This is a genomic window from Mycobacterium montefiorense, assembly GCF_003112775.1.
GTDB lineage: Bacteria > Actinomycetota > Actinomycetes > Mycobacteriales > Mycobacteriaceae > Mycobacterium > Mycobacterium montefiorense.
Window position 1 is genome coordinate 36,795 of the sequence record NZ_BFCH01000011.1, and the last position, 25,243, is coordinate 62,037.

Sequence of the window (25,243 nt, forward strand, 5' to 3'; positions counted from 1 at the left end):
CTGCGAGATGAGTAATTCGCAGGCGCCCGGTATGGGCAGCCGTCGGGGGCGGGCTTTGTTGTGGTGTCTGTTGTGGCTGTTGGCCGCGGCAGCGCTGGGCTACACGGCCTGGGGCCTGTTCGCGCACACGCCATACCGCATCGACATCGATATCTATCAAATGGGCGGCCAGACCTGGCTGGACGGACGTCCGCTGTACCGAGGTGATGTGCTGTTCCACACACCGATCGGGCTGAATCTTCCGTTCACCTATCCCCCGCTGGCAGCGATCGTGTTCTGCCCGTTCGCCTGGCTGCACATGCCGGCGGCCAGCGTCGCGATCACGGTGTTGACGCTGGTGCTACTGATCGTCTCGACAGTGATCGTGCTGACCCGCCTCGACGTCTGGAACACCTCAGCGGTGCTGGGCGGGCCGGCCTGGCTGCGCCAGTGGTGGTTGGCCGTGATCGTGGTGGCGCCGGCCTCGATCTGGCTGGAGCCCATCGCCTCGAACTTCGCCTTCGGTCAGATCAACGTCGTGCTGATGACGCTGGTGATCGCCGATTGTGTGCCACGCCGCACGCCCTGGCCCCGTGGGCTGCTGCTCGGGTTGGGCATCGCGCTCAAGCTCACCCCGGCGGTGTTTTTGCTGTATTTCCTGGTGCGTCGCGACTTCCGGACGGCATTGACGGCGCTGACGTCTTTTGCGGTTGCGACTCTGGTCGGGTTCATGCTGGCCTGGAGCGACTCGTGGGAGTACTGGACCCATACCGTGCACCACACCGACCGGATCGGCTCGGCGGCGCTGAACACCGACCAGAACATCGCCGGCGCGCTGGCGCGGATCGGGCTTTCCGAGCAGCTGAGCTTCGTGCTCTGGGCGAGCCTGTGCCTGGCCGTACTGGCGTTGACCGTGTGGGCGATGCGACGGGTGCTACGCGCCGGCGAGACGACGCTGGCGATCATCTGCGTCGCCCTGTTCGGATTGATGGTTTCGCCGGTGTCATGGTCACACCATTGGGTGTGGGTGCTGCCGGCGCTGCTGGTGACGGCGGTCTTGGGCTGGCGGCGCCGCAACGTCGCGCTGGGCGTGCTGACGGTCGTCGGAGTGGCGCTGATGGACTGGACCCCGCTGGAGCTGATGCCCAAGCACCATGAGGAGACGGCCAACTGGTGGCGTCAACTTCTCGGCATGTCCTACGTGTGGTGGGCCCTGGCGGTGATCGTCGCGGCCGGACTCACCGTCACCACCCGGGTGGCAAGTCGGTATTCGCCGGGACGCGCCGACCCCGATGCCGGCCGTCAACTCATCCGCGACGTGAACGTCGTCGGCTAGCCGACAGCTGTTTCGGGGATCCGCGCGGGATCGTCCGTCGGCCCCTGGTCGGTCGAGTCGTTATCGCGGTTCTTCACGGTCGCGGCGTAGACGTCGACGTACTCCTGACCGGAGAGCCCCATCAGCTCGTAGATGACTTCGTCGGCGACGGCCCGCTCGATGAAGCGATTGCCGGCCAGGCCCTCGAATCGGGAGAAGTCCATCGGCTTGCCGAACCGGACCGTCACCTTGCCGAAGCGCAGCATCGAGGTGCCCGGCGGGTTGACGACGTTGGTGCCGATCATCGCGACCGGGATCACCGGCACGCCGGTCTCCAGCGCGAGGCGGGCCAGGCCGGTCTTGCCCTTGTACAGCCGCCCGTCGGGCGAGCGGGTGCCCTCGGGGTACATGCCGAGCAGCTTGCCTTGGCCCAGCACCCGCTGTGCGGTGTCCAGCGCGGCCTGGGCGGCGTCGGCACTGCTGCGGTCGATGGGAACCTGGCCAACGGCGGTGAAGAACCAGCGACTGAACCAGCCTTTGATTCCGGTACCGGTGAAATATTCGGACTTCGCCAGGAAGGTGATCCGGCGCCGCACCACCAGCGGCAAGAAGAAGCTGTCCATCACCGCCAGGTGATTACTGGCCAGGATCACCGGGCCTGAACTCGGAACGTGTTGCAGCCCTTCGACTTTCGGCCGTCCGAGCAATTGCAGTAACGGGCCCAGAAAGATGTACTTCAAAAGCCAGTACGCCATGGCCCTCCCCTCTCGCCCGAAACCGCCGGTGTTCTGCGCCAACTGTACCCACCCGCGACCCAAGGGACCACATTCAAACCCCGCGGATCACTCTTCGATAGTGACGGGGATGGGCTGGTAACGCGTCCGTCCGTTGGCATCGTCGGCGGGGGCGTCCTCGGCGTGCGCGCCGCCGCCGCCGGGACCGTCCGGAGGCGGTTGCGGTGCGGGTTTAGCAGACCTGTCGATGTCGTCGACGATCGCGCGGATCACCTCCAACAGGGCAATGCTGTGATCCGCGATCACCGTGAGCAGTGGGTGCTGGTCGCCGGTCGCCAATGCGGCCAGCGCGCACACCGGGCACCAGATCTGCTGGCACTTGCCGGTCCCGGGGCCGTTGCCCGCCGTCATTGCGGCGGCCATCCGCACGGCGGGGTCGATACCGTCCAGAATCGCCTCGGCGAGCCTGCGCAGTTCAGGACCGAGATCGGAGTGAGCCTTACTCACTTAGGCCACACCTCCGGATCTGGTCGAAAACGAACTGTCAGCTCACCGCCTCGTAGATGCGCGTCGAGCACCGTGCACCGCCGTAGTACGGACACCAACCGAACCCGGCGCCGCAACCCGCCGGCGCTGATGATCAGGTCGTCGTCCACCCGGCCCAGCGACAGCGATCCGGGGTCGAGCTGGGGCAACGTTAGCCGCATACGGTATATCGACCCAAGTCCCGACCCGGATTCGAGGTCCACAATAGGACGCAACGGTCCTGGTGGTGCCGTTCCACGCCGAAGGCGTGCACCGTCGAGCAATCCGCCCAGGGCCTTGGGGCCTATCGGCTCGCCCGCCAGGTGCGGGGTCATCACGAGCGCCACGTCACCGATGGTGGCATCGAGTTCCTCGAGCACCGCGCGCTGCTCCGAGATGCGCTCGCCGTACCAGTAGAACGCCGGATGCTCGGGCAGGTTGCGGTACTCGTAGGACTCGTCTTCCACCAGAACCTGATTGATGATCAGCTCCTCGACGCGCACACCCATCAGTGCCAGCGAACCCAGCGTTCGGGCCGCCTCGGCGGCCACCACCCGCTCAGGCGTCAGCACCAGGTGCGCACTGACCAGGTCGCCGTCGGTGAGCAGTTCGCTGAGCTGCTCGACGCTGGTACTGATGCGTTCGATCAGCTCCACCACCGCGGCCGAGCGAGCGTCGTCGGCGGTGATGGACAGCCGGCGATGACGCGGCCAGGCGCGCTCGACGTACAGCCCGAAGGTGGCGGGCAGGGTCAGCATGCGCAACGCGTCGGCGGTCGAGGCGCAGTCGACGACGACGCGATCCCATCGACCGGAAGCCGCGAGTTCGCCGACGGCGTGCAGCCCGAGCACTTCCTGAATGCCCGGCAAAGCCGAAAGTTCTTCGGGGGCAATGCTACTCAGCTCCGAGTCAGGAAACCGGCGATCCAATGTGGTGACCACCTCATGCCACCGGGCCTCGAGCAGGGCCAGGGTGTCCAACGCCATCGCGTCCAGCGAGCCGCTGCTCGTCTCGGCATCGTCGGCAAGCACCCGGACCGGTTCGCCGCTGCCGCTAGGCGGGACGGGGATGCCGAGCACGTCGCCCAGCGAGTGCGCCTGGTCGGTTGAGACCACCAGCACGCGCTGCCCCTCGATCGCGTCACAGACCGCGGTGGCAGCAGCGAGGGTGGATTTTCCTACCCCGCCCTTGCCAACGAAAAGACTGATCCGGGCCTTGGAAGAGGGAGGGGTGGGTGAACCGGACTCACTCAGCCTCGACTCGTTTCTTCAGATCCTTCAAAGCGGTGTCAGTCAGCCTGCGCTCGGCCTTGCGCTTGAGCAACCCGATCATCGGGATGGCCAGGTCGACCGAGAGTTCGTAGGTGACATCGGTTCCAGAATCCTTGGCCGCCAACCGATATGACCCTTCAAGGGAGCGCAGCAGCGAGCTGGACACCAGGGTCCAGCTCAGCGACTCGTGGTCGGCCGGCCAGGTGTAGGACATGACCATTGTGTCCTTGATGACGCCGGCGTCCATCACGAATCGCACGGTCTTCGGGTAGCCGTCGGCGCCACGCTCCTGCACCTCGGCTTCCTTGTACTCCGAGATCCAGTCCGGATACGAGTCGATGTCGGCGATCACCTGCAGCACCGTGCCCGGATCTGCCTCGATGTGAATGGTCTGGGTCGTCTTCTCCGCCACCTGGCCGCTACCCTCTCTCCCGCACGCGGGTCCACCCGATCATCTCCGGCAGTACCCCGCCTTCGGACCGGAACGGAACTCTCCGTGCGAACCTTGACCGGAGTTAAACTACCGGAGAAACACCGACAGGACGTGACTGCTCCAGAGTCGTCTTGACCTCAAAAGCCATTTTCTTGCCCGCCACCCGACGGCGGTGTGTCATTTTCGCGAGGTTCAGTTTCGCCAGCTGCCAGGCCGCCACGCCAGTGGGTTCGGCGTGTAAGAAATAGTGCAACACCACGCCGTCCAGCGATGGCTCCAGCCAGATCTCCATGGTGCCGGTCAGCGCCCCGGTCACGGCCCAGCGAATTCCTTTCTCCGCACGGGCCTCGACGACCTGCAGCCGCAGATCTGGCCACCAGCGTTGCCAGCTCGATTCGTCGGCGACCGCGACCCCGACCCGCGCGCCGTCGGCGGCGACGTACGTCTGGTCCGCGATCTGGATGCTGTGCATGGTGTCAGCTTCACATATCAATATCCGCCGCATGCCGCCGAGGGCACGCCCCGTCCGAACGCGGCTCGCGGCGATCGCGATGCTGCTCGACCGACAGCCTGCGGCCGCGTGAATCCCGCGATTAGTCTGGGCTACAGCAAGCCGGCCACCGGTCACTAGGTCAATCGAGGTCAAAGAGTGCGTGAATACAGTGTCCCTGCCCGCTTTTCCCTCGGCGAGCACGACAACATCGCAGCCATGGTCTTCGAGCACGAGCGCGACGACCCCAGCTTTGTCATCTATCAACGTCAGGTCGACGGGGTGTGGACCGACGTCACCTGCGCCGAGGCAGCCGGGCAGATTCGCGCCGCGGCATTGGGCCTGATCTCGCTGGGCGTGCAAGCCGGCGACCGGGTGGCCATTTTTTCGGCCACCCGCTACGAGTGGGCAATCTTCGACCTGGCCATCCTGTCGGTCGGCGCCGTCACCGTCCCGATCTACGAGACCTCGTCGGCCGAGCAGGTGCGCTGGGTGTTGCAGAACTCGGAAACCGTCGTGGCGTTCGCCGAGACCGATGCGCACGCCGCGATGGTCACCGAGCTCACCGGCGAACTTCCGGCCCTGCGCCGGGTGCTGCACATCGACGGTTCGGGCCCCAAGGCGCTCGATCAGCTCGTCGAGGCCGGCGCGTCGGTCGACGCGCAAGAGCTGACCGCCCGGCTGTCGGCGTTGCGCCCGGAAGACCCCGCGACGCTGATCTACACGTCGGGAACCACCGGACGTCCCAAAGGCTGCCAGCTCACTCATGCCAACCTGCTCTACGAGACGCGGGGAGCCAAGGAGTGCCTGCCGACGCTGCTGCACGAGGGCCAGCGGCTGCTGGTATTCCTGCCGCTGGCGCATGTGCTGGCCCGCTCGCTCACGCTGTCCGCGTTCGCCAACAAGGTGACCGTCGGCTTCACCAGCGACATCAAGAACCTGCTGCCCATGTTGGCGGTGTTCAAGCCGACGGTCGTGGTGTCGGTACCGCGGGTGTTCGAAAAGGTTTACAACACCGCCGAGCAGAACGCCGCCAACGACGGCAAGGGACCGATCTTCGCCAGGGCTGTGCAGACCGCGGTCGACTGGAGCGAAGCCCACGACAACGGCGGCCCCGGGCTGCTGCTGCGCGCCAAGCACGCGTTGTTCGACCGGCTGGTCTACCACAAGCTGCGCGCGGCGCTGGGCGGCGACTGCCACGCGTCGTTGTCCGGCGGCGCACCGCTGGGCGCCCGGCTGGGCCACTTCTACCGCGGCGTCGGCCTGACCATCCACGAGGGCTACGGCCTGACCGAGACCAGCTCGGCGATCACGGTCAACCAGGTCGGCAAGGTCAAGATCGGGACGGTCGGAACGTTGTTGCCGGGCAACAGCATGCGCATCGCCGACGACGGTGAGCTGTTGGTGCGCGGCGGCGTGGTGTTCAGCGGGTACTGGCGCAACGAACAGGCCACCGAGGAGGCGTTCGCCGACGGCTGGTTCAAGACCGGCGATCTCGGCGCGCTCGACGAGGACGGCTTCCTGAAGATCACCGGCCGCAAGAAGGAGATCATCGTGACCGCCGGCGGCAAGAACGTCGCCCCCGCCGTGCTGGAGGACCAACTGCGGGCACACCCGCTGATCAGCCAGGCGTTGGTGGTCGGGGACGCGAAGCCGTTTGTCGGCGCACTGATCACGATCGACCCGGAAGCCTTCGACGGCTGGAAGCAGCGCAACAGCAAGTCGTCCGGCTCGTCGGTGGGCGATCTGGCCACCGACCCGGATCTGGTCGCCGAGGTCGACGCCGCGGTCAAGCAGGCCAACTTGTCGGTTTCGCATGCCGAGTCGATCCGCAAGTTCCGCATTCTGCCGGTCGACTTCACCGAGGACACCGGCGAGCTGACCCCGACGATGAAGGTCAAGCGCAACGTGGTGGCCGAGAAGTTCGCCTCCGACATCGAGGCGCTCTACGACAGGGAGTAGCCGCCCGGGTCAGGCCAGCGTGGCCGACGAGGGCTTGCCCCGCAGCAGATTGGCCAGGCGGGCGGCCAGAATATCCCAGCGCCACTGCGACGTCACCCAGTCGCGTCCGGCCGCACCCATCGCGGTGGCCCGGTCACGATCGCCCAGCAATTCGGCGACGGCATCGCCCACTTCTTGTACCGAGTTTCCGTCGACGACGAGCCCAGTCTTGTTGTGCTGCACAGCTTCTGGCGCGCCACCCGAGTCGCCGGCGATCACCGGCACGCCGGCCGCCGAGGCTTCCAGGAACACGATCCCAAGGCCTTCGACGTCCATGCCCGCGCCGCGAGTGCGGCACGGCATCGCGAACACGTCGGCCAGCGCATAGTGGGCGGGCAACTCGTCGGATGGCACGCCGCCGGTGAATGTCACGTGGTCGGCCACGCCGCAGTCCTGCGCGAGCTTGCGCAGCGTGTCGAGGTAGGGGCCGCTGCCGACGATCACCAGGGCGGCGCCGTCGACGCGCTGCCGGATCGACGGCAACGCCTTGATCAGCATGTCCTGCCCCTTGCGGGGCACCAGCCGGGAAAGGCACACGGCGGTCGGCCGCTCCCCCAGCCCGTAGCGCTTGCGTAGCTCGTCGCGGCCGGCCGGGTCGGGCTGAAACCGATCGGTGTCGACGCCGGACGGCAGGTACTCCAACGACGCGGCCGGCCCGAACGCCGTCGCGAACCGGCCCCGTGTGTAGCGGCTGACGAAGGTGACGACGTCGGTGTCGTCACCGATGCGCCGCAGCACCGAACGCGCCACCGGAAGCATCGACCAGCCCACCTCGTGGCCGTGCGTGCTGGCCAGCACCCGACTCGCCCCGGCGCGCCTGGCACGCGCCGCCAGCAGCGCCAGCGGTGCGGCCGCGCCGAACCACACGGTGTCGATGCCGTGGTCGCCGATCAGCCGGCGCATCCGCGCGTCGACCGTCGGCACCGGCAACATCAGCGTGCCCGGATGGCGCACCACCCGATAGCCGGCCGCGTCGGCGTCAAAAGCGTCGGCGCCCTTCCATTGCGGCGCGTACACCAGCACCGAATGTGACCCGGCGTCCACCAGCCGCCCGACGAACTCGCCCAGGTAGGACTGGATACCGCCGCGTCGCGGCGGAAAGTCGTTGGTTACCAGCAGGACCCGGCTCACCTGCGTCAGGCTAGCCGACCATCCATTGCCGCCAGCGCGCGAGCAGGCCTGCCGAGTCGATGCCCAGCACGTCGCGGGCGGCGGTGAACGGGTCGACGTGCGCTACGCCGCAGACGGCCAGGTAGTAGTCGCGCAGCTTGGGCGTTCCGAACGTGTCGGCGACGAAGCGGGCGAACCACCAGGCGCGGTCGTAGGCTAGCGAACGCTGCGGCCCCGGGGTGTCCAGCTCGAGATCCGACGGCAACGACGGGTTCGGCGAGCGAGCCTGCGGCGGCACCGGGGTATTGGGCCGGGCCACGAAATCGGCGACGCCTTCGGCTAGCCATCGCGGCGCGTCGAGCGCGGTGTCGGCGCGCGATGCGTAATGAAAAAGTTCATGAGTCAACACAATTCGAAATGCCGACGCACTCATTCCTGCCGCGCCCGGGGCGAATACGATCCGCTGACCGACCACCACCCGATGGGCGGGATCAATCTGATCGGCGACGGTCACCGCGGCGATGTCCGCCCATTGCTCGGGTGCGCCGCCGCCGGCGGCGGCGCGAAACTGGTCGTCGGAGCCGGTGGCCACCACCGAGATATCCCGCGACCAGCCGACCCCCCAGAACGCCTCCACCTTGTCGACCGCGGTGCCCATGTCCGACCCGACCCGGGTCAGCAGCTGGTCGGCGGCCGGGCCGCCGAGGCTGAGCAATCGGATCTCGCGGTCGCCGACGATCAGGGGTGCTCGCGCGCCGATCGGGTGGCTATGGGCGGGCGCAACCAGCTGCGCGCCTCTTAGCCGGCCATTGCGTGCGTCCAACGGCACGGCCGCTGCCGCGACGAACTCGACAACAAAGACCCACGCCAAAAGAATCGGGAGCCACCGGCGATGCCGACGGAAATGGCCGGGCGCCGAACGATCAGTAACGGCGGGCGTCGTAAATCGGGCCGGAGGAGTTCATCGGCACCACCCGCACCGGCACGCCGTAGGTGGACGAGTGGATCATCATGCCGTCACCGACGTATATGCCGGCGTGCGACGCGTCCGAATAGAAGGTCAGCACGTCGCCGGGCTGCAGATCCGACAGGGAAATCGGCTGACCGCCATGAGCGAGCGCCTGGCTTGAGTGCGGCAACGAGATGCCGGCCTGCTGGAAGGCCCACATCACCAATCCGGAGCAGTCAAACCCGCCCGGTGCCGAGCCGCCCCACACGTAAGGCGATCCGACCTGGGTCAACGCCGCTTGCACGACGTTGGCACGGTCACCACCGGGACCGCCAGGAATCATCCCCGGCATACCGGGCATTCCACCCGGCGGCGGAGCCTCACCCGGCGGTGGCGCACCGGGCGCCGGCGGGGCGCCGGGCGGCAATGCGTCCGGCGCGGGTGCGCCTGGCGCCGGAGCCGCCGCGGGCAGCTGCCCGGGGTCGGCCAGCGCGGTGCGCTGCTGTGGCGACAGGGACACGTACTGCGACTTCACGACGGCAATCTGAACCTGCAGCTGGCTCTGCTTGGACTGCAGGCTGGCCCGCACCGCGGCGGCCTGCTCGGCCGCGGTCTTGGCATCAGCGGCGGAGCGGGCCGAAGCCTGTTCGGCCTTGGCGGCCTGCTCACCGGCAACCCGGAAACTTGCCATTTGCGTGGACATTTGGGCCGCCATCACGCGCTGGACGGCGATCTTGTCGATTAGCCCCTGCGGCGACTGCGCGGTCAGCATGGCTTCCATGCCGTCGATGCGTCCACCCATGTAGGTCGCGGCCGCGAGCTTGTTGACGGCGATCTGGAAGGTGGCCAGGCGAACCTTCGCCCCATCCACCGCGGCGTGGTCGTCGGTGTGCTTCTTGTCGGCGGCCCGCTGGGCGGCGAGTTTGTCGTTGAGGTCGAGCTGCGCGCTGTGCATGGCCTCGGTGGTCTGCTCGGCCTGCCGAGATAGCTCGGTGAGCTTTGCCAGTGCGTCGTCGGCGGGATCGGCCATCACGTTGGCCGCACAGACACCGGACAAAACGGTGAGGCATGCCAGCGTTCCGACGACTGACCGCGTGATGACACGCGAGATCGAATGCGCGGAGCCGGAACTCAAAGTATTGCTTCCTTAAACTGCCGTCGACGTTCGAGATCGATCTGGGTTTAGGTCTCAAATAGGTTACGAAACGATATCGGCGTTTGTCCAAACCAGATCGTTAAGAAAATAGATAGATTTCTGTCATAAGTATGTGAACGACACGGGGTAACTGAGGCGGTCCAGGGGTTTTGACACTCAACCCCTCTAGGCGACGCCGGACCCATGATTGCGATGAATGGGCACCAAACGCAAGCGCGGCGCCAATCCCACCTCCGCGAGCACTTCGAGTGCGGCACGTTCGTCGTGCAACAAGGTATCCGGTACCCCGAGTAGCACGCTGATCACGCAATCCCGGCACCCCGGGCCGCGAGCCGCACAATCGTCGCAGTCGATCACCACCGGGGCGCCCGGTACTGACGCCGCGACGCCTTTGCTGTCGGGTCCGCTGCTGTAGGCCATCGGAATCGGTCCTCTCATCCGCACTTGGTCGTGCTGACCCGAACGCTAACCGTGGGCACCGACAGTTTTTGGCGAGCGCGAACCGGCGTGGGAACGCCGCCGGTGTCGGTCGCGATGCTTAACGTCACGCCCATGGGTGTGACTGGTGGGACTCAACTGAATTTCGCCGACCTGGGATCCAGCGCGGAATCGAGCTGGACGCCACTCGAAGAAACCCCGCTGCGCGAGACCACCTTCGTCGTGGTGGACCTGGAGACGACCGGCGGGCGCGCCCGCGGCGGCGACGGGACACGTGCCGACGCGATCACCGAGATCGGCGCGGTCAAGGTTCGCGGCGGCGTCGTGCTCGGAGAATTCGGCACCCTGGTGGACCCGCAGCGCAGCATCCCGCCTCAGATCATCCAGCTCACCGGCATCACCACGGCCATGGTGTGTGACGCCCCGACGATCGACGCGGTGCTGCCGATGTTTCTGGAGTTCGCCGGCTTGGACTGCGGGGCGGTGCTCGTCGCCCACAACGCGGGGTTCGACGTCGGGTTTCTGCGGGCCGCCGCCGAGCACTGCGAAATTCGTTGGCCCCAGGCACGAGTGCTGTGCACCGTACGACTGGCGCGCCGCGTGCTGAGCCGTGAGGAATCCCCCAGTGTGCGGCTGGCGGCCCTGGCCCGGCTGTTCGCCGTCGCCACCCAGCCCACCCACCGGGCCCTCGACGACGCCCGCGCCACCGTCGAGGTGCTGCACACACTGGTCGAGCGCGTCGGCAATCAGGGCGTGCACACCTATGCCGACCTGCGCTCGTATCTGCCCAACGTGACGCCGACCCAGCGCCGCAAGCGTGTGCTCGCCGATCAGCTGCCGCACCGTCCCGGGGTCTACCTGTTTCGCGGCCCCTCGGGCGAGGTGCTCTACGTCGGCACCGCTGTTGACCTGCGCCGGAGGGTGAGCCAGTACTTCACCGGCGCCGACCCTCGCGGCCGGATGAAGGAGATGGTCACACTGGCCGGCGCGGTCGACCACGTCGAGTGCGCGCACGCGCTCGAGGCCGGGGTGCGCGAGCTGCGGATGCTGGCCGCGCACGCGCCGCCGTACAACCGCCGGTCGAGGTTCCCGCAGCGCTGGTGGTGGGTGGCGCTGAGCGACGAGGCCTTCCCCCGGCTGTCGGTGGTGCGCGCCCCGCGACACGACCGCGCCATCGGGCCGTTTCGGTCCAGCGCCGATGCGGCCGACACCGCGAGGCTGCTGGCACGTTTCACCGGAATCCGAACGTGCACAACACGACTCGGACGTTCGGCGCTGCACGGACCGGCCTGCCCGGAAGTCGAAGTGTCGCCCTGTCCCGCCGCCCGCGACGTGACCGCGGTGCAATACGCCGCGGCGACACAGCGGGCCGCGGCGCTGATCGACGGCGCGGACAACAGCGCGTTAATCGCGGCCGTCGATCAGATCACCGTGCTGGCCGAGCATCGGCACTACGAGAGCGCAGCACGGCTGCGCGACCGCACCGCCACCGCCGTCGAGATGCTGTGGCGGGGCCAGCGGCTGCGGGCGCTGGCCGCACTGCCCGAGCTGATCGCCGCGGCCCCCGACGGCAGTGGGGGCTACCACCTCGCCGTGATCCGCTACGGCCAGCTCGCCGCGGCCGGCAACGCCAGGCGCGGGGTGCCGCCGATGCCGGTGGTCGACGCCATCCATGCTGGCGCACAAACGATTTTGACGGCCAGTGCCCCGCTGGGCGGTGCGCTGGTCGAAGAGACCGCCCTGGTCGCGCGCTGGCTGCTGACCCCGGGAGTGCGCATCGTGCGGGTCGCCGACGGCGTCGGGTGGGCCTCACCGGTGCGATCCGCCGGCGCCTGGGCGGGGTGGGCGGCCGCGGCGCGCTCGGCGCGGCTGGCCCGCACACAGGATCCAGCGCCGGTCCCGGACTCGGACCTGCCGGCAGTGCACTACACGATTACGCAACGGAGCACCGGGCGCCCTAACGCTGAGATCCAATGCTCCCCGAAGGGAGCCTGACCGATACCCATCCGCTTCGGCCGCGTACTACCAGCCGAAGCCGAACAGATCGCGGATCAACCTATACCGCAACAACTTTCATTAATCGACGCACCCAGATCAGAGTTCGTCAATCGCCGGGCCGGGACAAACGAGATGTTTCCTCAATGGACACAGGTGTAAACGATATGTTTCCTCACTAGATAAATGAAACTCTAAATATAGACAAGTGAAACTCAAAAAATATAGACAAATGAGACTCAAAATTACGAGCGGTTGACGGCATACATGCCGCCTGACTACCCTACGTTAGGTATCCATTCACATGGTTACGTCAGAGCGAATTATGGTGCTCTTTGGAAATTTCCGATTCATCTCGCAAGATCAATCAGGAGGATTTACCCATGGGATATTTAGCTGTTTTCAACGCCGCGGATGTCGACGATTCGGCTATCTCTGCAGAGATAGCCGCTACAATCGACCGAATTGACACCGCCGCTGAGGATTCCGTCTAATCCTAAACTACTGGTCGCCGGGCCGTAATCAACCACAATTGTGGCCCGGCGACCGGGTCAATTCGCATCGGACCAACACTGCAGATTTGAATACCGGGGGCTGCGTTGATCCCTCACACCTCAAGAACGCTCCATTTAGTAGATGCCTGATAGCGTTCTACAGATACGATCGAGTTTGTCAGATTTCACATATTTTCAGCGCGATACTGGTCCTCGCGGAAATCCATCGAAGAAGGCACTGCAAAGAAAGAAGGCACCTCTGTTCGGACCTCTTTGCCAGCCATACGAGCGGGAATTATCCCTGTCCGAAGCGCAACATCGAATAGATTTGGAGCTTGCGGAGCTGGGATGGAGAGTTGAGGTAGGCGGTGCGCTAAACGATGCGCTTTCTGCTGCAACTGCAGTGCTCACCGATAGATCTGGCCGAAAGGTACAAGATGGGCGCGGCGCAGGTAAAGGAATGCCTTTGAATTCGAGAATCGGTGCGATATTCGAAGCGCTGGAACATGTATATTCTGGGCCGATTCTTACGGGACATCTAGACACTCATACCATTGACGTCTCCAAATTGGCTGCTGGGCCACTCGCTCATGACCCGGCTATCATTGAACTGGCAGCGGGGATCGCTGCCGATACTCCGATCGCGTGCTTGAAATACTGCTTCGCCCACATACACGGTGGCAGTGCGATCAGTGTTACAATATTTCTTTGGGCACCGTGGTTCACATCGGTAGCGGCCGATCTGTGGCGTCAAAGTATTGGAGACGGGGTCGATTACTCGCGAATCAAATCATATTCAGTGAATACTGGTTGCGCGATCGGCGCCAGCGAAGATGAGGCAGTACTGCATGCACTAAACGAGTGGGTCGAGCGGGACGCACTTTCGGTGTTTCTACTTACCAGTATTTACGATTCCACTACCCCGCCACGGCGCATTAGCCGTCAGATTCTGAGCCCGTCAAGTGTCAAGTTGTTGACTCGTGCCGAGAAAACGATCGGAAAGGCTATCGATTTATTTGATATCACAACAGATATAGAGGTACCTGCAGTTCTTGCGACGGTATCTGGAGAATCTGATCTCAACAGTCCTCACTACGGACTTGGGGTGTCGATTTCAGCCGATCATGCATTGGAACGTGCGGTCACCGAGGTCGTACAGGCGGTTCTTCTAGCGCCTTTAGCAGCTCAAGAAACACCACCGATTGATCTTAGCCAAATCTTTCGTGGTCACCCCCAGTTACTGGCGTGCGCACGTATGCAAATCCCTGAGAGTGTCGTCGACCTGCCGAGCACTGCGCGCCGATTCTCGGCGCGAGAAGATCCCCGAGCCATAAAAGCACAGCGTCATCAAGTAACCAAGCGCATCGCCGCCGCCGGTCACGACATCCTTATTCGGCGACTGGCAACACTGCATCATGGCACCACCATTGTCCAAGTGCAGTGCCCAGGCTTGGAAAGGTTCCACCTGGTAACCAACGGTCACGTCACAATTCCTGGTCAACGAGCCAATCGGTTAAGAAAGTCCTTTAATTGTCCAGGGCGTCGGTTACGTTCGTGATTTTCGGCTTTAGCCTGGAGTCGGTTTGGTGGACCGCCAGCACCCGGCGAGAATATTCGGATTCAAGCGAAATTACAGATGTGGAGTGCCCAAGGGGCGCGGAAGCCCCTCACACCTCAAGAACGCTCCATTTAGCAGATACTGACAGCGTTCTACACATGACGATCAAATTTGTCAGACCGTACTACCGCTATGAACATCCCTGCGATATTGGTAAATGTGTATCCGTAGCTAATGGTAATGTTTAGGTGTGGCGTGAACGCCGTCGTAACAGCACCAAGATCGAAGGGTTCGTACCCGCGATTTGATGGGCTAAAAAATGAGTAATCTAGATGTGTTGTGCGCCGTCAGTCGTAGTTCCGGTTGGCTAGATGTCGGTAATCAGCATAGGATTAGATGGTGGGATAGCGGAATCGGCGACGGACCAACTATGGTAATCGTGCATGGAGGTCCGGGAGGGCGTAGTGGGCCTCGACATCGCAATCTGGTCGACTTAACGCGATGGCGTGTAATTCAATACGACCAGCGTGGATGTGGCAACTCGACTCCTCGCGGTCAGTACAGCCACAATACTTTCGACGATCTGGTTGATGACCTTGAACGGCTTCGCCTACATCTGCGGGTACGAAGTTGGGTTGTCTTAGGCTTTTCGTGGGGGACAACGATTGCCTTGGCATGGGCATCTCGATACGGTAGTTCTGGTCACGCGCTAATACTGAGTGGAGTCTATCTCGGTCGTAGATGCGACCTAGCAATAGGGCGTCCGCATCCCCAGGTGCCCTTCGCCGCATGGAAAGATGTAGTGGCCAACATCGCCGAGAATGAGCGGAATCGGGTGGCAGCTGCTTATTTATCCAGATTCCGGGACCGTACTCACCCAGACCACCGTGGTGCCATCCGACGCTGGATCGCACTTGATGGCGCGGTCAGCGGATTGCCCTACGCACCCGATACCATCGTTGTAGAACCAGGAATGGGCGAATCGCTGTCGATCGAAGCACATTACGTGGCCCACGACTTTTTTTTACCAGTTGACGGAGTTATTCCGCTCATTAAATCGATACCTACTGCTATGCAGATCCATGTAGCACAGGGGTTGAATGATAGCGCGTGCCGCGAGAGTGCTATCGCACTGAACATGGCGCGGACCATCAAATTGACCTGGGTTTTGGCGGGACATTCGGTCTTAAACCCGAAACTGACTTCCGCTGTATTTGACAGCACTGAATATGTCCGTTTAACAATGGACTGTTTATGATCGCTCATTCGAATTCGCGTCAAATCGAGGTCGACACGTATAACCAAGTGCATACTACCGGGTTCGGTGCGGCCGGTAAGGTATGTTCGTGGCTTGAGTCCACCCCTGCGTGTCTAAATCAATATTTCCTGCTTCGTCATCGAGATGAAACGTGGTTGGGAAGGAAGATACTCACTCACGATTCGAGAGGCTATAGGATTTCTAGCATTCTAGCTCCCCATATGATCGCTGGAATATACCTTGGAAGTCAGGTTGACAACTGTGGTGTCACTTTCCACTATCGCGCAGCCCATAAAGCGGAACGCTTGAATATATTTAGGGGCGCAGATCCTCTCGCGACCGAGATTATTTTTCCTTATCCGCTCCTCGACAATGCCGGAAACGAATACGTTAGCCCTTCGGGCGAATGGGACGAAAATCTTACTCTTATAAACGGTTTAGACGCCGATGAACTGCATTTGCGCGAGCATGGTTTTAATCTAGCCGAGAAGTTCCTCGTTCCGGGTTCGGTTATTTATGATCCGGCCTGCTCGACAGGTACCTACCTGGGCTCGCTTAGTCGATACTTCCCTAACTGTAATTTCATTGGGTCAGATCGATCGTTTGCGATGACGCAGCGTGCTGCGGAGAAAATTCCACGTGTATTCGTTGCCGATGCTGGCAATGCCCCTATCGCGAACGGTAGTATCGATTTGCTTATTCTGAGATTTCTTAACGCGGAAGTAATGCCTAGGACGATTGCCGGTGACCTATTTATCCAGCTATCGAACCTCGTGTCTCCGAGGGGCCGTATATTTATGTTCGGCCACACTCCGCTGCTGCTGGACGTTTCCTCGGCGGCTCACGCAGCTAATTTGCAGATTGAAAGCCAAATTGGTGTAGAACCCCGCTCAGCAGGAATTTTTCAATTTTACCAACTGGGTCGCGGTGCTACGTGACAACCGTCGACAATCAAGGGATACGTCTGCCTAGGGTACTGCGCCCATTGCGGCACCGTGACTATCTGCTGCTGACTGTGGGGCTCGCGGTTACACTGCTGGGCGCCGGGATGTCGACGGTGGCGCTGTTCTGGCAGATCATCGCCATGGGAGGTGGGCCGGCGCAGGTCTCCCTCGTGATGACCGTGTGCGGTCTTGGGCTTTTGGCCACACTGCTGCCGGCCGGTGTCGCTGCCGATCGGCTGCCCCGGCTGTGGGTGATGCGGGTTTCGCTTGTGGCGCAAGCGATTCTACTACTGGTGCTCGGCTGGCTAACGGTGACCGATCGGGTCCAGATCTGGCACTTTGGGTTGGCCGGTCTGATCCTTGGGATCGCCGAAGGCATGTACTTCCCTTCGTACACAGCCCTGCTGCCATCGCTGCTCCCAGCCGAGGACCTGTTATCGGCCAATGGGACTGGGGGCGTATTACGACCGGGGCTACAGCTCGCCGCCGGGCCAGCGCTTGGTGCTTTCGTAGTGAAGCTCTGGTCGACCGGCAGCGCCTTCCTGACACAAGGCGTGTTGATGGTCGTCGCGGTGCTGATGCTGTCGTTGATGCGCACCGGTTCCTCGAAGCCGATTCTCGATGGTGAAAATCGCGGAACGGCGGTGGCGGACCTGCTGGAAGGCGCGCGCTACATGGTGCGCACCAGCTGGTTCTTCGCCACCCTGCTTTTCGCCAATGGTTACGTGTTGGTCGTGATCGGACCCATTGAGGTGCTGGTGCCCTTCATACTTCGCGACCTGGGCGGTGGTCCTGGCACCCAGGCTATGGTGCTGGCGATCTTCGGCATCGCCGGGGCGGTCGGGGCGATCACGGTGTCCTCGCTGTTTCTCGCGCGGCGCTACCTGACGGTGATGCTGGCCATGTGGGGGTTGGGTTCGTTACCGCTCATCGTGGTGGGGCAGACCCACTCGATCTGGATCATTGTGGCGTCCAGTGTGGTGGTCGGCGCTACCGGTCAGGCCGCTCAGGTGATCTGGGGCACGCTGTTGCAGCGGCGAATGCCGCCGGAAATGCTGGGTCGGGCATCCAGTCTCAACTTCTTCGTCGGACTGGTGATGATGCCGGCCTCATACGCGTTAGCCGTTCCGGCGGCGCAGCTGATGGGTGTTGCCGGGGTGTTCGTCATCGCGGCGGTGACACCCGCCGTCCTTTCGGTCATCGTGCATGTTGCGGCTCGGTTGGGCCGAGACGAAATTGCGCACTCTCTGCAGTAAGCAGTGCGTTCGCGGCCAGCGCAAGCGCCCATCGAGTTCGAGGTAGAGCCGCAGCACACCTCGGACGATCAGACGCTCAGCGACCGCCTGATTAGGTTCATTCTGCTGGTGATCCCCGATGGACGCTCTCGCCGAGACGGCTTCCGAAACACCAAGTTGCGCTTGACTCCCAGATGCCTAGGCGACCTGCTGGCCGAATCGCACCCAACGCGCGAGCAGCTGCTCGGCCGCCCCGGAGTCGATGGCGGCACCGGCGCGCTCCAGCCCGTCCTCCCACGCCGGCAGCCATTCGGCGCGACTGGATAGGCCCGCATGCGCGACGATCGCACCGGCGGCGTTGAGCACGACGGCATCGCGGACCGCGCCCTTGGCACCGCCCAGCACGGCCCGCACCTCCTCAGCGTTAGCCGCAGCGTCACCGCCCACCAGTTCGTCGAGATCGGCGCGGGCGAACCCGAATCCCGCAGGATCAAGGGTCAGCTTGTCGACCGTGCCCGCTTGCACCCGCCAGATCGTGCTCGTGGTGGTCGTGGTCAATTCGTCCAGGCCGTCGTCGCCGTGCACGACCAGCACGCTGGCGCGCCGCGCCGCGAACACCCCGGCCATCACCTCGGCGAGGTTCGCGAACGCGCAGCCGATCAACCCGGCTCGCGGCCGAGCCGGGTTCGTAAGTGGCCCAAGCAGATTGAAGACCGTCGGTATCCCGATCTCGCGGCGCACCGCTGACGCGTGCCGGTAGGACGGATGGAACACCGGCGCGAAGCAGAACCCGATCCCGACTTCGGCGAGACTGCGCGCGACCTGGTCGGGTCCCAGATCGATGCGCACACCGAGGGCCTCGAGCGTGTCGGCGCCACCGGACAGCGAGGACGCGGCCCGGTTGCCGTGCTTGACGACCGGCACCCCCGCGGCGGCCACCACGATCGCGGCCATCGTGGACAGGTTGACGGTGTTGACGCCGTCGCCGCCGGTACCGACGACATCGACGGCGTCGTCGCCGATCGCGTCACCAGGGATCTGGCGCGCATGGCTCAGCATCACGTCGGCGAGCTCACTGACCTCGGCCGCGGTGGGCACCTTCATCTTCATCGCGACGGCGAACGCGGCGATCTGGGCCGGGCGCGCGTTACCGGTCATGATCTGGTCCATCGCCCACGCGGCCTGCCCCCGCGCCAGGTTCTCCCCGTCGGTCAAACGGCCCAAAAGCCGCGGCCACGTCGGCGCGATCCCGGCTTTTGCGCCCGGGGACGTCGCGGAAAACGCCCGGGGCGAAGGAACCTCAGATGACAGAGCCACGCGCCGATGGTCCCACGAGGACCAACCGCTGCCCAACCGTCGTTTCCGGTCGGTGGAATGCGACGCGCGGAGGCGAATTTCCGCCCCGGGTAGTGTTCAACAACTACAAAGCGTCATACTTGCGGATGTGACGAGTGCTGTAGGGACCTCGGGGACCGCGATCACGTCGCGAGTTCATTCGTTGAATCGGCCCAACATGGTCAGTGTTGGCACCATAGTGTGGCTGTCGAGCGAGCTCATGTTCTTTGCTGGCCTGTTTGCGTTCTATTTCACAGCGCGGGCGCAGGCCGGCGGAAACTGGCCGCCGCCGCCGACCGAGCTGAATCTGTACCAAGCCGTGCCGGTGACATTGGTGTTGATCGCGTCGTCGTTCACCTGCCAGATGGGCGTGTTCGCCGCCGAGCGCGGCGACGTCTTCGGCCTGCGCCGCTGGTATGTGATCACCTTCCTGATGGGACTGTTCTTCGTCCTCGGGCAGGCCTACGAGTACTTCCACCTCGCCACCCACGGGACGACCATTCACGGCAGCGCCTACGGCAGCGTGTTCTATCTGGCCACTGGGTTCCACGGCCTGCACGTCACCGGTGGACTGATCGCCTTCATATTCCTGCTGGCGCGCACCGGGATGAGTAAGTTCACGCCGGCCCAGGCGACGGCCAGCATCGTCGTTTCCTACTACTGGCATTTCGTCGACATCGTGTGGATCGCGCTGTTCACCGTGATCTATTTCATCCGTTGAGCCGGCGCTAGACGAACAGGAGTGCTCGGTTGAAGAAGTTGGGATTCACCCGATCCCGCGGCCGCAAGCCGCAGAGTCAGCCCCGCAAGCAAGAGCAGTCGCGGCGGCGTCTTCGCCGCCGGCTGTCCGGTGGCCTGCTGTTGATGATCGCGCTGACCATCTCCGGCGGACTGGCCGCTGTGCTGACCCCCACCCCCCAGGTGGCCGTCGCCGACGAGTCGTCGTCGGCGCTGCTGCGCACCGGCAAGCAGCTGTTCGACACCTCATGCGTGTCCTGCCACGGCGCCAACCTGCAGGGTGTGCCCGACCACGGGCCCAGCCTGGTCGGCGTCGGCGAGGCGGCCGTCTACTTCCAGGTGTCCAGCGGCCGGATGCCGGCCATGCGCGGCGAGGCGCAAGCACCGCGTAAGGAACCGATCTTCGACGAGGGTCAGATCGATGCGCTGGGCGCATTCGTCCAGGCCAACGGTGGTGGCCCCACTGTGGTGCGCAACCCGGATGGCAGTCTCGCGATGCACTCGCTGCGCGGCACCGACCTGGGCCGCGGCGGCGACCTGTTCCGGCTGAACTGCGCCTCGTGCCACAACTTCACCGGTAAGGGCGGTGCCCTGTCGTCAGGCAAGTTCGCGCCCGATCTGGGCGAGGCCAATGAGCAGCAGATCCTCACCGCGATGATGACCGGCCCGCAGAACATGCCGAAGTTCTCCGACCGGCAGCTGTCCTTCGAGGCCAAGAAGGACATCATCGGCTACGTCAAGGGCGTCTCCGAGGAGCGTTCGCAAGGCGGCTATGGCCTCGGCGGCTTCGGACCCGCGCCCGAGGGCATGGCGATGTGGATCATCGGGATGGTCGCCGCCATCGGGCTGGCACTGTGGATTGGGGCGCGAGCATGAGCTCGGAAAGCACCGGGGTCGGTAAAGGCCCAGAGCCGGACCAGGCCGCACTGGCCGCGATGTCCAACCAAGAACTGCTCGAGCTCGGCGGCAAGATCGACGGCGTCGAGACCGTCTTCAAGGAGCCTCGCTGGCCGGTCGAGGGCACCAAGGCCGAGAAGCGCGCCGAGCGCGGCGTGGCCCTGTGGCTTTTGCTGGGCGGCGGTTTCGGGCTGGCGCTGCTACTGATTTTCCTGTTCTGGCCGTGGCAGTACAAGGCGAATGAAGAAGCCGGCAACTTCCTGTACTCGCTGGCCACTCCGCTATACGGCCTGACCTTTGGGGCGTCGGTTCTGTCGATCGCTATCGGTGCGATCCTGTATCAGAAACGGTTTATCCCGGAAGAGATTTCGATTCAGGACCGCCATGACGGGGCGTCCCGCGACATCGACCGCAAGACCGTCGTGGCCAACCTGACCGACGCCTACCAGACGTCGACGATCGGGCGCCGGAAGCTGATCGGGGCATCGTTCGGCCTAGGCATGGGCGCGTTCGGTCTCGGCACCCTGGTGGCGTTTGCCGGCGGCCTGATCAAGAACCCGTGGAAGCCGGTTGTGCCCACCGCCGACGGCCTCAAAGCGGTGCTGTGGACATCGGGCTGGACCCCGCGCTTCCACGGCGAGACGATCTATCTGGCGCGCGCGACGGGGGCCACCTCCGGGGCGCCGTTCGTCAAAATGCGCCCCGAGGACATGGACGCCGGGGGGATGGAGACCGTGTTCCCGTGGCGGGAGTCCGACGGTGACGGCACCACGACCGAGTCGCACGAAAAACTGATCACCATCAAGATGGGCGTGCGCAACCCGGTGATGCTGATCCGGATCCGGCCCACCGACATGCCGAGGATGGTCAAACGTCAGGGCCAGGAGAGCTTCAACTTCGGCGAGTTCTTCGCCTACACCAAGGTCTGCTCGCACCTGGGCTGCCCGTCGTCGCTGTACGAACAGCAGTCGTACCGAATCCTGTGCCCTTGCCACCAATCGCAGTTCGACGCATTGCATTTCGCCAAGCCGATCTTCGGCCCGGCCGCCCGTGCGTTGGCGCAGCTGCCGATCACCATCGACTCAAACGGGTATCTGGTTGCCAACGGTGACTTCATCGAGCCCGTCGGTCCTGCATTCTGGGAGAGGACGACAACATGAGTCCGAAACTGAGTCCCCCGAACATCGGTGACGTCCTGGCCGGCCAGGGCGAGGCAGTCGACTCCCGCTATCACCCGTCGGCGGCGGTGCGCAGACAGCTCAACAAGGTCTTCCCGACGCACTGGTCGTTCCTGCTCGGCGAGATCGCGATGTACAGCTTCTTCGTGCTGCTGATCACCGGCGTGTACCTGACGCTGTTCTTCGACCCGTCGATGGTCGACGTCACCTACAACGGCGTCTACCAACCACTGCGCGGCGTCGAGATGTCGCGGGCCTACCAGTCGGCACTCGACATCTCTTTCGAGATCCGTGGCGGTTTGTTCGTCCGTCAGATCCACCACTGGGCGGCGTTGATGTTCTCCGCGTCGATCATGGTGCACCTGGCGCGCATCTTCTTCACCGGCGCGTTCCGCCGGCCCCGCGAGGCGAACTGGGTGATCGGCTCGCTGCTGCTGATCCTGTCGATGTTCGAGGGCTACTTCGGCTACTCGCTGCCCGACGACCTGCTGTCGGGTATCGGTCTGCGGGCCGCGCTCTCGTCGATCACGCTGGGAATGCCGGTGATGGGAACCTGGCTGCACTGGGCACTGTTCGGCGGTGACTTCCCCGGCACCATCCTGATACCCCGGATGTACGCCCTGCACATCCTGTTGATTCCGGGCATCATCCTGGCCTTGATCGGGATGCACCTGGCCATGGTGTGGTTCCAGAAGCACACTCAGTTCCCCGGCCCGGGTCGCACCGAGCACAACGTTGTCAGCGTCCGCGTGATGCCGGTGTTCGCGGTCAAGTCCGGCGCGTTCTTCGCCGCGATCGTTGGCGTGCTCGGCCTGATGGGCGGCCTGCTACAGATCAACCCGATCTGGAACCTGGGCCCCTACAAGCCATCTCAGGTGTCGGCCGGATCGCAGCCTGACTTCTACATGATGTGGACGGAAGGCCTGGCGCGTATCTGGCCGCCGTGGGAGTTCTACTTCTGGCACCACACGATTCCCGCCGTGGTTTGGGTGGCGCTGATCATGGGTGGGGTCTTCATCCTGCTGATCATCTACCCGTTCCTGGAGAAGCGGTTCAGCGGCGACTATGCGCACCACAACCTGCTGCAGCGGCCGCGGGATGTCCCGGTGCGCACCTCGATCGGTGCGATGGCGATCGCCTTCTACATGCTGCTGACGCTGTGCGCGATGAACGACATCATCGCGTTCACCTTCCATATCTCGTTGAACGCGACGACGTGGATCGGGCGCATCGGAATGGTGATCCTGCCGCCGTTCGTCTTCTTCATCACCTACCGGTGGTGCATTGGTCTGCAGCGCAGCGACCGCGCGCTGCTCGAGCACGGTGTCGAGACCGGCATCATCAAGCGGCTGCCGCACGGTGCCTACATCGAGCTGCACCAGCCACTCGGCCCGGTCGATGACCACGGCCACCCGCTACCCCTGGAGTACCAGGGGGCGCCGGTGCCCAACAAGATGAACAAGCTGGGCTCGGCCGGTTCGCCGGGTAGCGGCAGCTTCTTGTTCGCCGACCCGGTGTCCGAGGACACCGCGCTACGCGAGGCAGCCCACTCCGCTGAGCAACGCGCCCTGACCGCGCTGCGCGAGCGTCAAGGCAGCACCAACGGATCCACGAACGGCGAGCACTAGCTACAGCTGGCGGCGCGCTGCTGTTGAGCGGCCCGCAGGATGGAGCCCGCGGTCGCAAAGGCGGGCTTATCCCGGTCGGCGGCGCCAACCGGGAGATTGGCGGCGCAACGCAACACCATCAGGGCGAGCGTGCTGTAGGTCGCATACGGAATGATCAGCAGGTTGATCTGTTTGTCGCCGCCGCTGATAGTCATCACGTGCTGGCGCTTTTGTTCCCATCCCGGCCAGTTGAAGTCGGGCGGTCGTTGCAGCGGTTGCCAATTGACGTTGATGGCCGTGATGTCCCCCAGCATGGGAGTCAGGATTGCAATCAGGTCAGGCAATTCATTGGTCATGCGATCTGCGTGTGGCCACCAGGCGCCGTCGATGACGCGGCCAAGCTCACTGGCTACCGACAGCCGGACGGCACCGGCTCTGCCTCGACCGCCGGACGGACGGGTCATCGCAGACGTCGCCGGCCCACGATGGGCGGGGCTGCACAATTCACGGGCATTCCCTTCGCTGTCGACCACTTGACGCTACGCGACAGGTGGACGGCTAACGACCTGCCCCATCGGTGACAGCCACGGGTCGCCGAATTGCGCGCCTGCCGTGCGGAAGCCAACTAGCCGGCGGCGACCTCGCGCCGCAGCTGCCGAACGAAAAACCACTCGACCGCAGGCATCGCCGCGGTGACCACACCGGCCAGCCCGTAGAAGACCCACGATGGGCCGTCGTGCCCGACGGCCATCGAATAGGTCGCCGCGGCAACGGCAATCAGCGCGATGCCCATCGCGCCCGTCAAAACAACGGTGCCGCGCAACCAGATTCGGTCCACGGCCTCGCCGGACCAGTCCCCTGCCGAGCCGACCGCCTGGCCCCGCTGCTGGCGGACTCGCTCGACGACGGTGCGCGTTGCGGGTTGTTTGGTCTGCGGGCGCCCCTGCAGAGCAGTCGACCGAACCACCGGCGGCTCGCCCCTGGTCATTCGGCGTGCTCGCAGCAGCACCGGAACGGCCCCGGCGATGATCAACGCGGACACGATGATGACGGCATACAACACCCACGGCGTGCTGTGGGTGTTCCTGGCCGCGCTGTGCAAGCCCCCGCCCAGATCGGCCAGTGCGACGGCAGCAGCCACACTGACGCCCAGCAACAGCAACCAGATCGCGGCGCAGGTGCCCAGCAGGAGCCGATCGATGACGTCCGGCGGAACGGTATCGGACCCGCGCCGGTACGCGGAATATCTGCTGACCATCAGCAGCTCGTCTGCGGTTGGTCGGTGTTGTTCGACGACAGCACCGTCCCGTCGCTGGTGGTGATCGAGCAATTGAGCCTGCTGACCCGGAAAAGGCTGGACGCCTGGACGGAGCCGACGTCGGATTGCGAGATCGGCGTCACCGTCATCGACCACGGGATGTACACGTTGTGCTGCGTGCGCGACCGGCCGGAGGCGTCGACGTAGGTCACCGAGATGATGTCGCCCGGTGCTTTGGTCCCGGTCACCGAATAGGTGACCTGCCGTGGACCGGCCGGCGTTGTCGTCGGCGGCGGCGCGGGCGGGGCCGCGGTTGCCGAGGTTGTGCCCGGCGGTGGTGCGGGG

Annotated in this window: 23 protein-coding genes and 1 pseudogene; 11 read left to right on the top strand and 13 right to left on the bottom strand. The window is 64.2% G+C overall.

All coding sequences use genetic code 11. The annotated features are described in order from the left end of the window. Positions 1–7: 7 nt before the first annotated feature. Positions 8–1,301 (top strand): annotated as a pseudogene (locus DB708_RS07770) (glycosyltransferase 87 family protein). A 10-nt stretch (positions 1,302–1,311) separates the two neighbouring features. Here DB708_RS07770 and DB708_RS07775 read toward each other — a convergent pair. The 5 genes from DB708_RS07775 to DB708_RS07795 all read right to left on the bottom strand — a co-directional run bounded on the left by DB708_RS07775 (position 1,312) and on the right by DB708_RS07795 (position 4,729). Continuing rightward, complete coding sequence (locus tag DB708_RS07775) at positions 1,312–2,049, bottom strand: lysophospholipid acyltransferase family protein (protein WP_108921381.1); 738 nt, start codon at positions 2,047–2,049, stop codon at positions 1,312–1,314. 87 nt (positions 2,050–2,136) lie between these two features. After that, positions 2,137–2,535, bottom strand: a complete 399-nt coding sequence (locus tag DB708_RS07780; RefSeq protein ID WP_108921382.1) for a hypothetical protein — start codon at positions 2,533–2,535, stop codon at positions 2,137–2,139. Further along, positions 2,532–3,806: an ArsA family ATPase gene (locus DB708_RS07785; protein WP_201263470.1), complete on the bottom strand. Its 1,275-nt coding sequence runs from the start codon at positions 3,804–3,806 to the stop codon at positions 2,532–2,534. Before DB708_RS07785 ends, DB708_RS07780 begins: the two co-directional genes overlap by 4 nt. Next, positions 3,799–4,236: an SRPBCC family protein gene (locus tag DB708_RS07790; protein ID WP_108921384.1), complete on the bottom strand. Its 438-nt coding sequence runs from the start codon at positions 4,234–4,236 to the stop codon at positions 3,799–3,801. Before DB708_RS07790 ends, DB708_RS07785 begins: the two co-directional genes overlap by 8 nt. Positions 4,237–4,339: 103 nt before the next feature. Beyond that, positions 4,340–4,729 carry a polyketide cyclase / dehydrase and lipid transport gene (locus DB708_RS07795; RefSeq protein WP_108921385.1) on the bottom strand — a complete coding sequence of 130 codons (390 nt, stop codon included), beginning with the start codon at positions 4,727–4,729 and terminating at the stop codon, positions 4,340–4,342. Positions 4,730–4,906: 177 nt separating this feature from the next. Between DB708_RS07795 and DB708_RS07800 the strand changes: the two genes are divergently transcribed. Further along, positions 4,907–6,709 carry an AMP-dependent synthetase/ligase gene (locus DB708_RS07800; RefSeq protein ID WP_108921386.1) on the top strand — a complete coding sequence of 601 codons (1,803 nt, stop codon included), beginning with the start codon at positions 4,907–4,909 and terminating at the stop codon, positions 6,707–6,709. Between the two features lie 9 nt (positions 6,710–6,718). Here DB708_RS07800 and pimB read toward each other — a convergent pair whose 3' ends face one another. From pimB to DB708_RS07820, 4 genes are all read right to left on the bottom strand, one after another. Next, a complete protein-coding gene (gene pimB / locus DB708_RS07805) occupies positions 6,719–7,879 on the bottom strand; it encodes a GDP-mannose-dependent alpha-(1-6)-phosphatidylinositol monomannoside mannosyltransferase (RefSeq protein WP_108921387.1) in 1,161 nt (386 codons plus the stop codon). 10 nt (positions 7,880–7,889) lie between these two features. Next, positions 7,890–8,729, bottom strand: a complete 840-nt coding sequence (locus tag DB708_RS07810) for a hypothetical protein (protein WP_409347571.1) — start codon at positions 8,727–8,729, stop codon at positions 7,890–7,892. A 52-nt stretch (positions 8,730–8,781) separates the two neighbouring features. Next, complete coding sequence (gene ripC / locus DB708_RS07815; protein ID WP_108921389.1) at positions 8,782–9,942, bottom strand: peptidoglycan hydrolase RipC; 1,161 nt, start codon at positions 9,940–9,942, stop codon at positions 8,782–8,784. Between the two features lie 186 nt (positions 9,943–10,128). Continuing rightward, positions 10,129–10,383, bottom strand: coding sequence for a hypothetical protein (locus DB708_RS07820; RefSeq protein ID WP_108921390.1), 255 nt, complete (start codon positions 10,381–10,383; stop codon positions 10,129–10,131). A 114-nt stretch (positions 10,384–10,497) separates the two neighbouring features. Between DB708_RS07820 and DB708_RS07825 the strand changes: the two genes are divergently transcribed. From DB708_RS07825 to DB708_RS07845, 5 genes are all read left to right on the top strand, one after another. Further along, the gene (locus DB708_RS07825) at positions 10,498–12,396 is read left to right on the top strand and encodes a DEDD exonuclease domain-containing protein (protein ID WP_108921606.1); all 1,899 of its coding nucleotides are present in this window, start codon (positions 10,498–10,500) and stop codon (positions 12,394–12,396) included. Positions 12,397–13,032: 636 nt separating this feature from the next. After that, positions 13,033–14,448 carry a YcaO-like family protein gene (locus DB708_RS07830; RefSeq protein WP_108921391.1) on the top strand — a complete coding sequence of 472 codons (1,416 nt, stop codon included), beginning with the start codon at positions 13,033–13,035 and terminating at the stop codon, positions 14,446–14,448. Between the two features lie 430 nt (positions 14,449–14,878). After that, positions 14,879–15,706, top strand: a complete 828-nt coding sequence (locus DB708_RS07835) for an alpha/beta fold hydrolase (RefSeq protein WP_165839761.1) — start codon at positions 14,879–14,881, stop codon at positions 15,704–15,706. 221 nt (positions 15,707–15,927) lie between these two features. Beyond that, a complete protein-coding gene (locus tag DB708_RS07840; protein WP_165839762.1) occupies positions 15,928–16,644 on the top strand; it encodes a class I SAM-dependent methyltransferase in 717 nt (238 codons plus the stop codon). A gap of 47 nt (positions 16,645–16,691) precedes the next feature. Then, positions 16,692–17,906: an MFS transporter gene (locus DB708_RS07845; RefSeq protein ID WP_108921394.1), complete on the top strand. Its 1,215-nt coding sequence runs from the start codon at positions 16,692–16,694 to the stop codon at positions 17,904–17,906. A 177-nt stretch (positions 17,907–18,083) separates the two neighbouring features. On the opposite strand, the gene trpD is transcribed toward DB708_RS07845, so the two are convergent. After that, positions 18,084–19,202: an anthranilate phosphoribosyltransferase gene (trpD, locus tag DB708_RS07850; RefSeq protein WP_108921395.1), complete on the bottom strand. Its 1,119-nt coding sequence runs from the start codon at positions 19,200–19,202 to the stop codon at positions 18,084–18,086. Between the two features lie 127 nt (positions 19,203–19,329). Between trpD and ctaE the strand changes: the two genes are divergently transcribed. From ctaE to qcrB, 4 genes are read left to right on the top strand one after another with little or no spacing between them, the layout of a single operon-like run. Further along, positions 19,330–19,941 carry an aa3-type cytochrome oxidase subunit III gene (gene ctaE, locus DB708_RS07855; protein ID WP_108921396.1) on the top strand — a complete coding sequence of 204 codons (612 nt, stop codon included), beginning with the start codon at positions 19,330–19,332 and terminating at the stop codon, positions 19,939–19,941. Positions 19,942–19,970: 29 nt separating this feature from the next. Next, positions 19,971–20,834 carry a cytochrome bc1 complex diheme cytochrome c subunit gene (gene qcrC, locus DB708_RS07860; protein WP_108921397.1) on the top strand — a complete coding sequence of 288 codons (864 nt, stop codon included), beginning with the start codon at positions 19,971–19,973 and terminating at the stop codon, positions 20,832–20,834. Then, positions 20,831–22,015: a cytochrome bc1 complex Rieske iron-sulfur subunit gene (gene qcrA, locus DB708_RS07865; protein ID WP_108921398.1), complete on the top strand. Its 1,185-nt coding sequence runs from the start codon at positions 20,831–20,833 to the stop codon at positions 22,013–22,015. Before qcrC ends, qcrA begins: the two co-directional genes overlap by 4 nt. After that, on the top strand, positions 22,012–23,661 hold the full coding sequence (gene qcrB / locus DB708_RS07870; RefSeq protein WP_108921399.1) for a cytochrome bc1 complex cytochrome b subunit: 1,650 nt from the start codon (positions 22,012–22,014) through the stop codon (positions 23,659–23,661). The genes qcrA and qcrB overlap by 4 nt, the downstream gene beginning before the upstream one ends. Here qcrB and DB708_RS07875 read toward each other — a convergent pair. The 3 genes from DB708_RS07875 to DB708_RS27560 all read right to left on the bottom strand — a co-directional run. Beyond that, the gene (locus DB708_RS07875) at positions 23,658–24,104 is read right to left on the bottom strand and encodes a DUF5994 family protein (RefSeq protein ID WP_108921400.1); all 447 of its coding nucleotides are present in this window, start codon (positions 24,102–24,104) and stop codon (positions 23,658–23,660) included. The two genes, qcrB and DB708_RS07875, sit on opposite strands and share 4 nt — an antisense overlap. Before the next feature lie 161 nt (positions 24,105–24,265). Next, positions 24,266–24,898: a DUF2561 family protein gene (locus DB708_RS07880; protein ID WP_108921401.1), complete on the bottom strand. Its 633-nt coding sequence runs from the start codon at positions 24,896–24,898 to the stop codon at positions 24,266–24,268. Next, the coding region (locus DB708_RS27560) for an MmpS family transport accessory protein (protein ID WP_235616677.1) at positions 24,898–25,243 on the bottom strand (346 nt) is incomplete at its 5' end. The genes DB708_RS27560 and DB708_RS07880, both read right to left, overlap by 1 nt.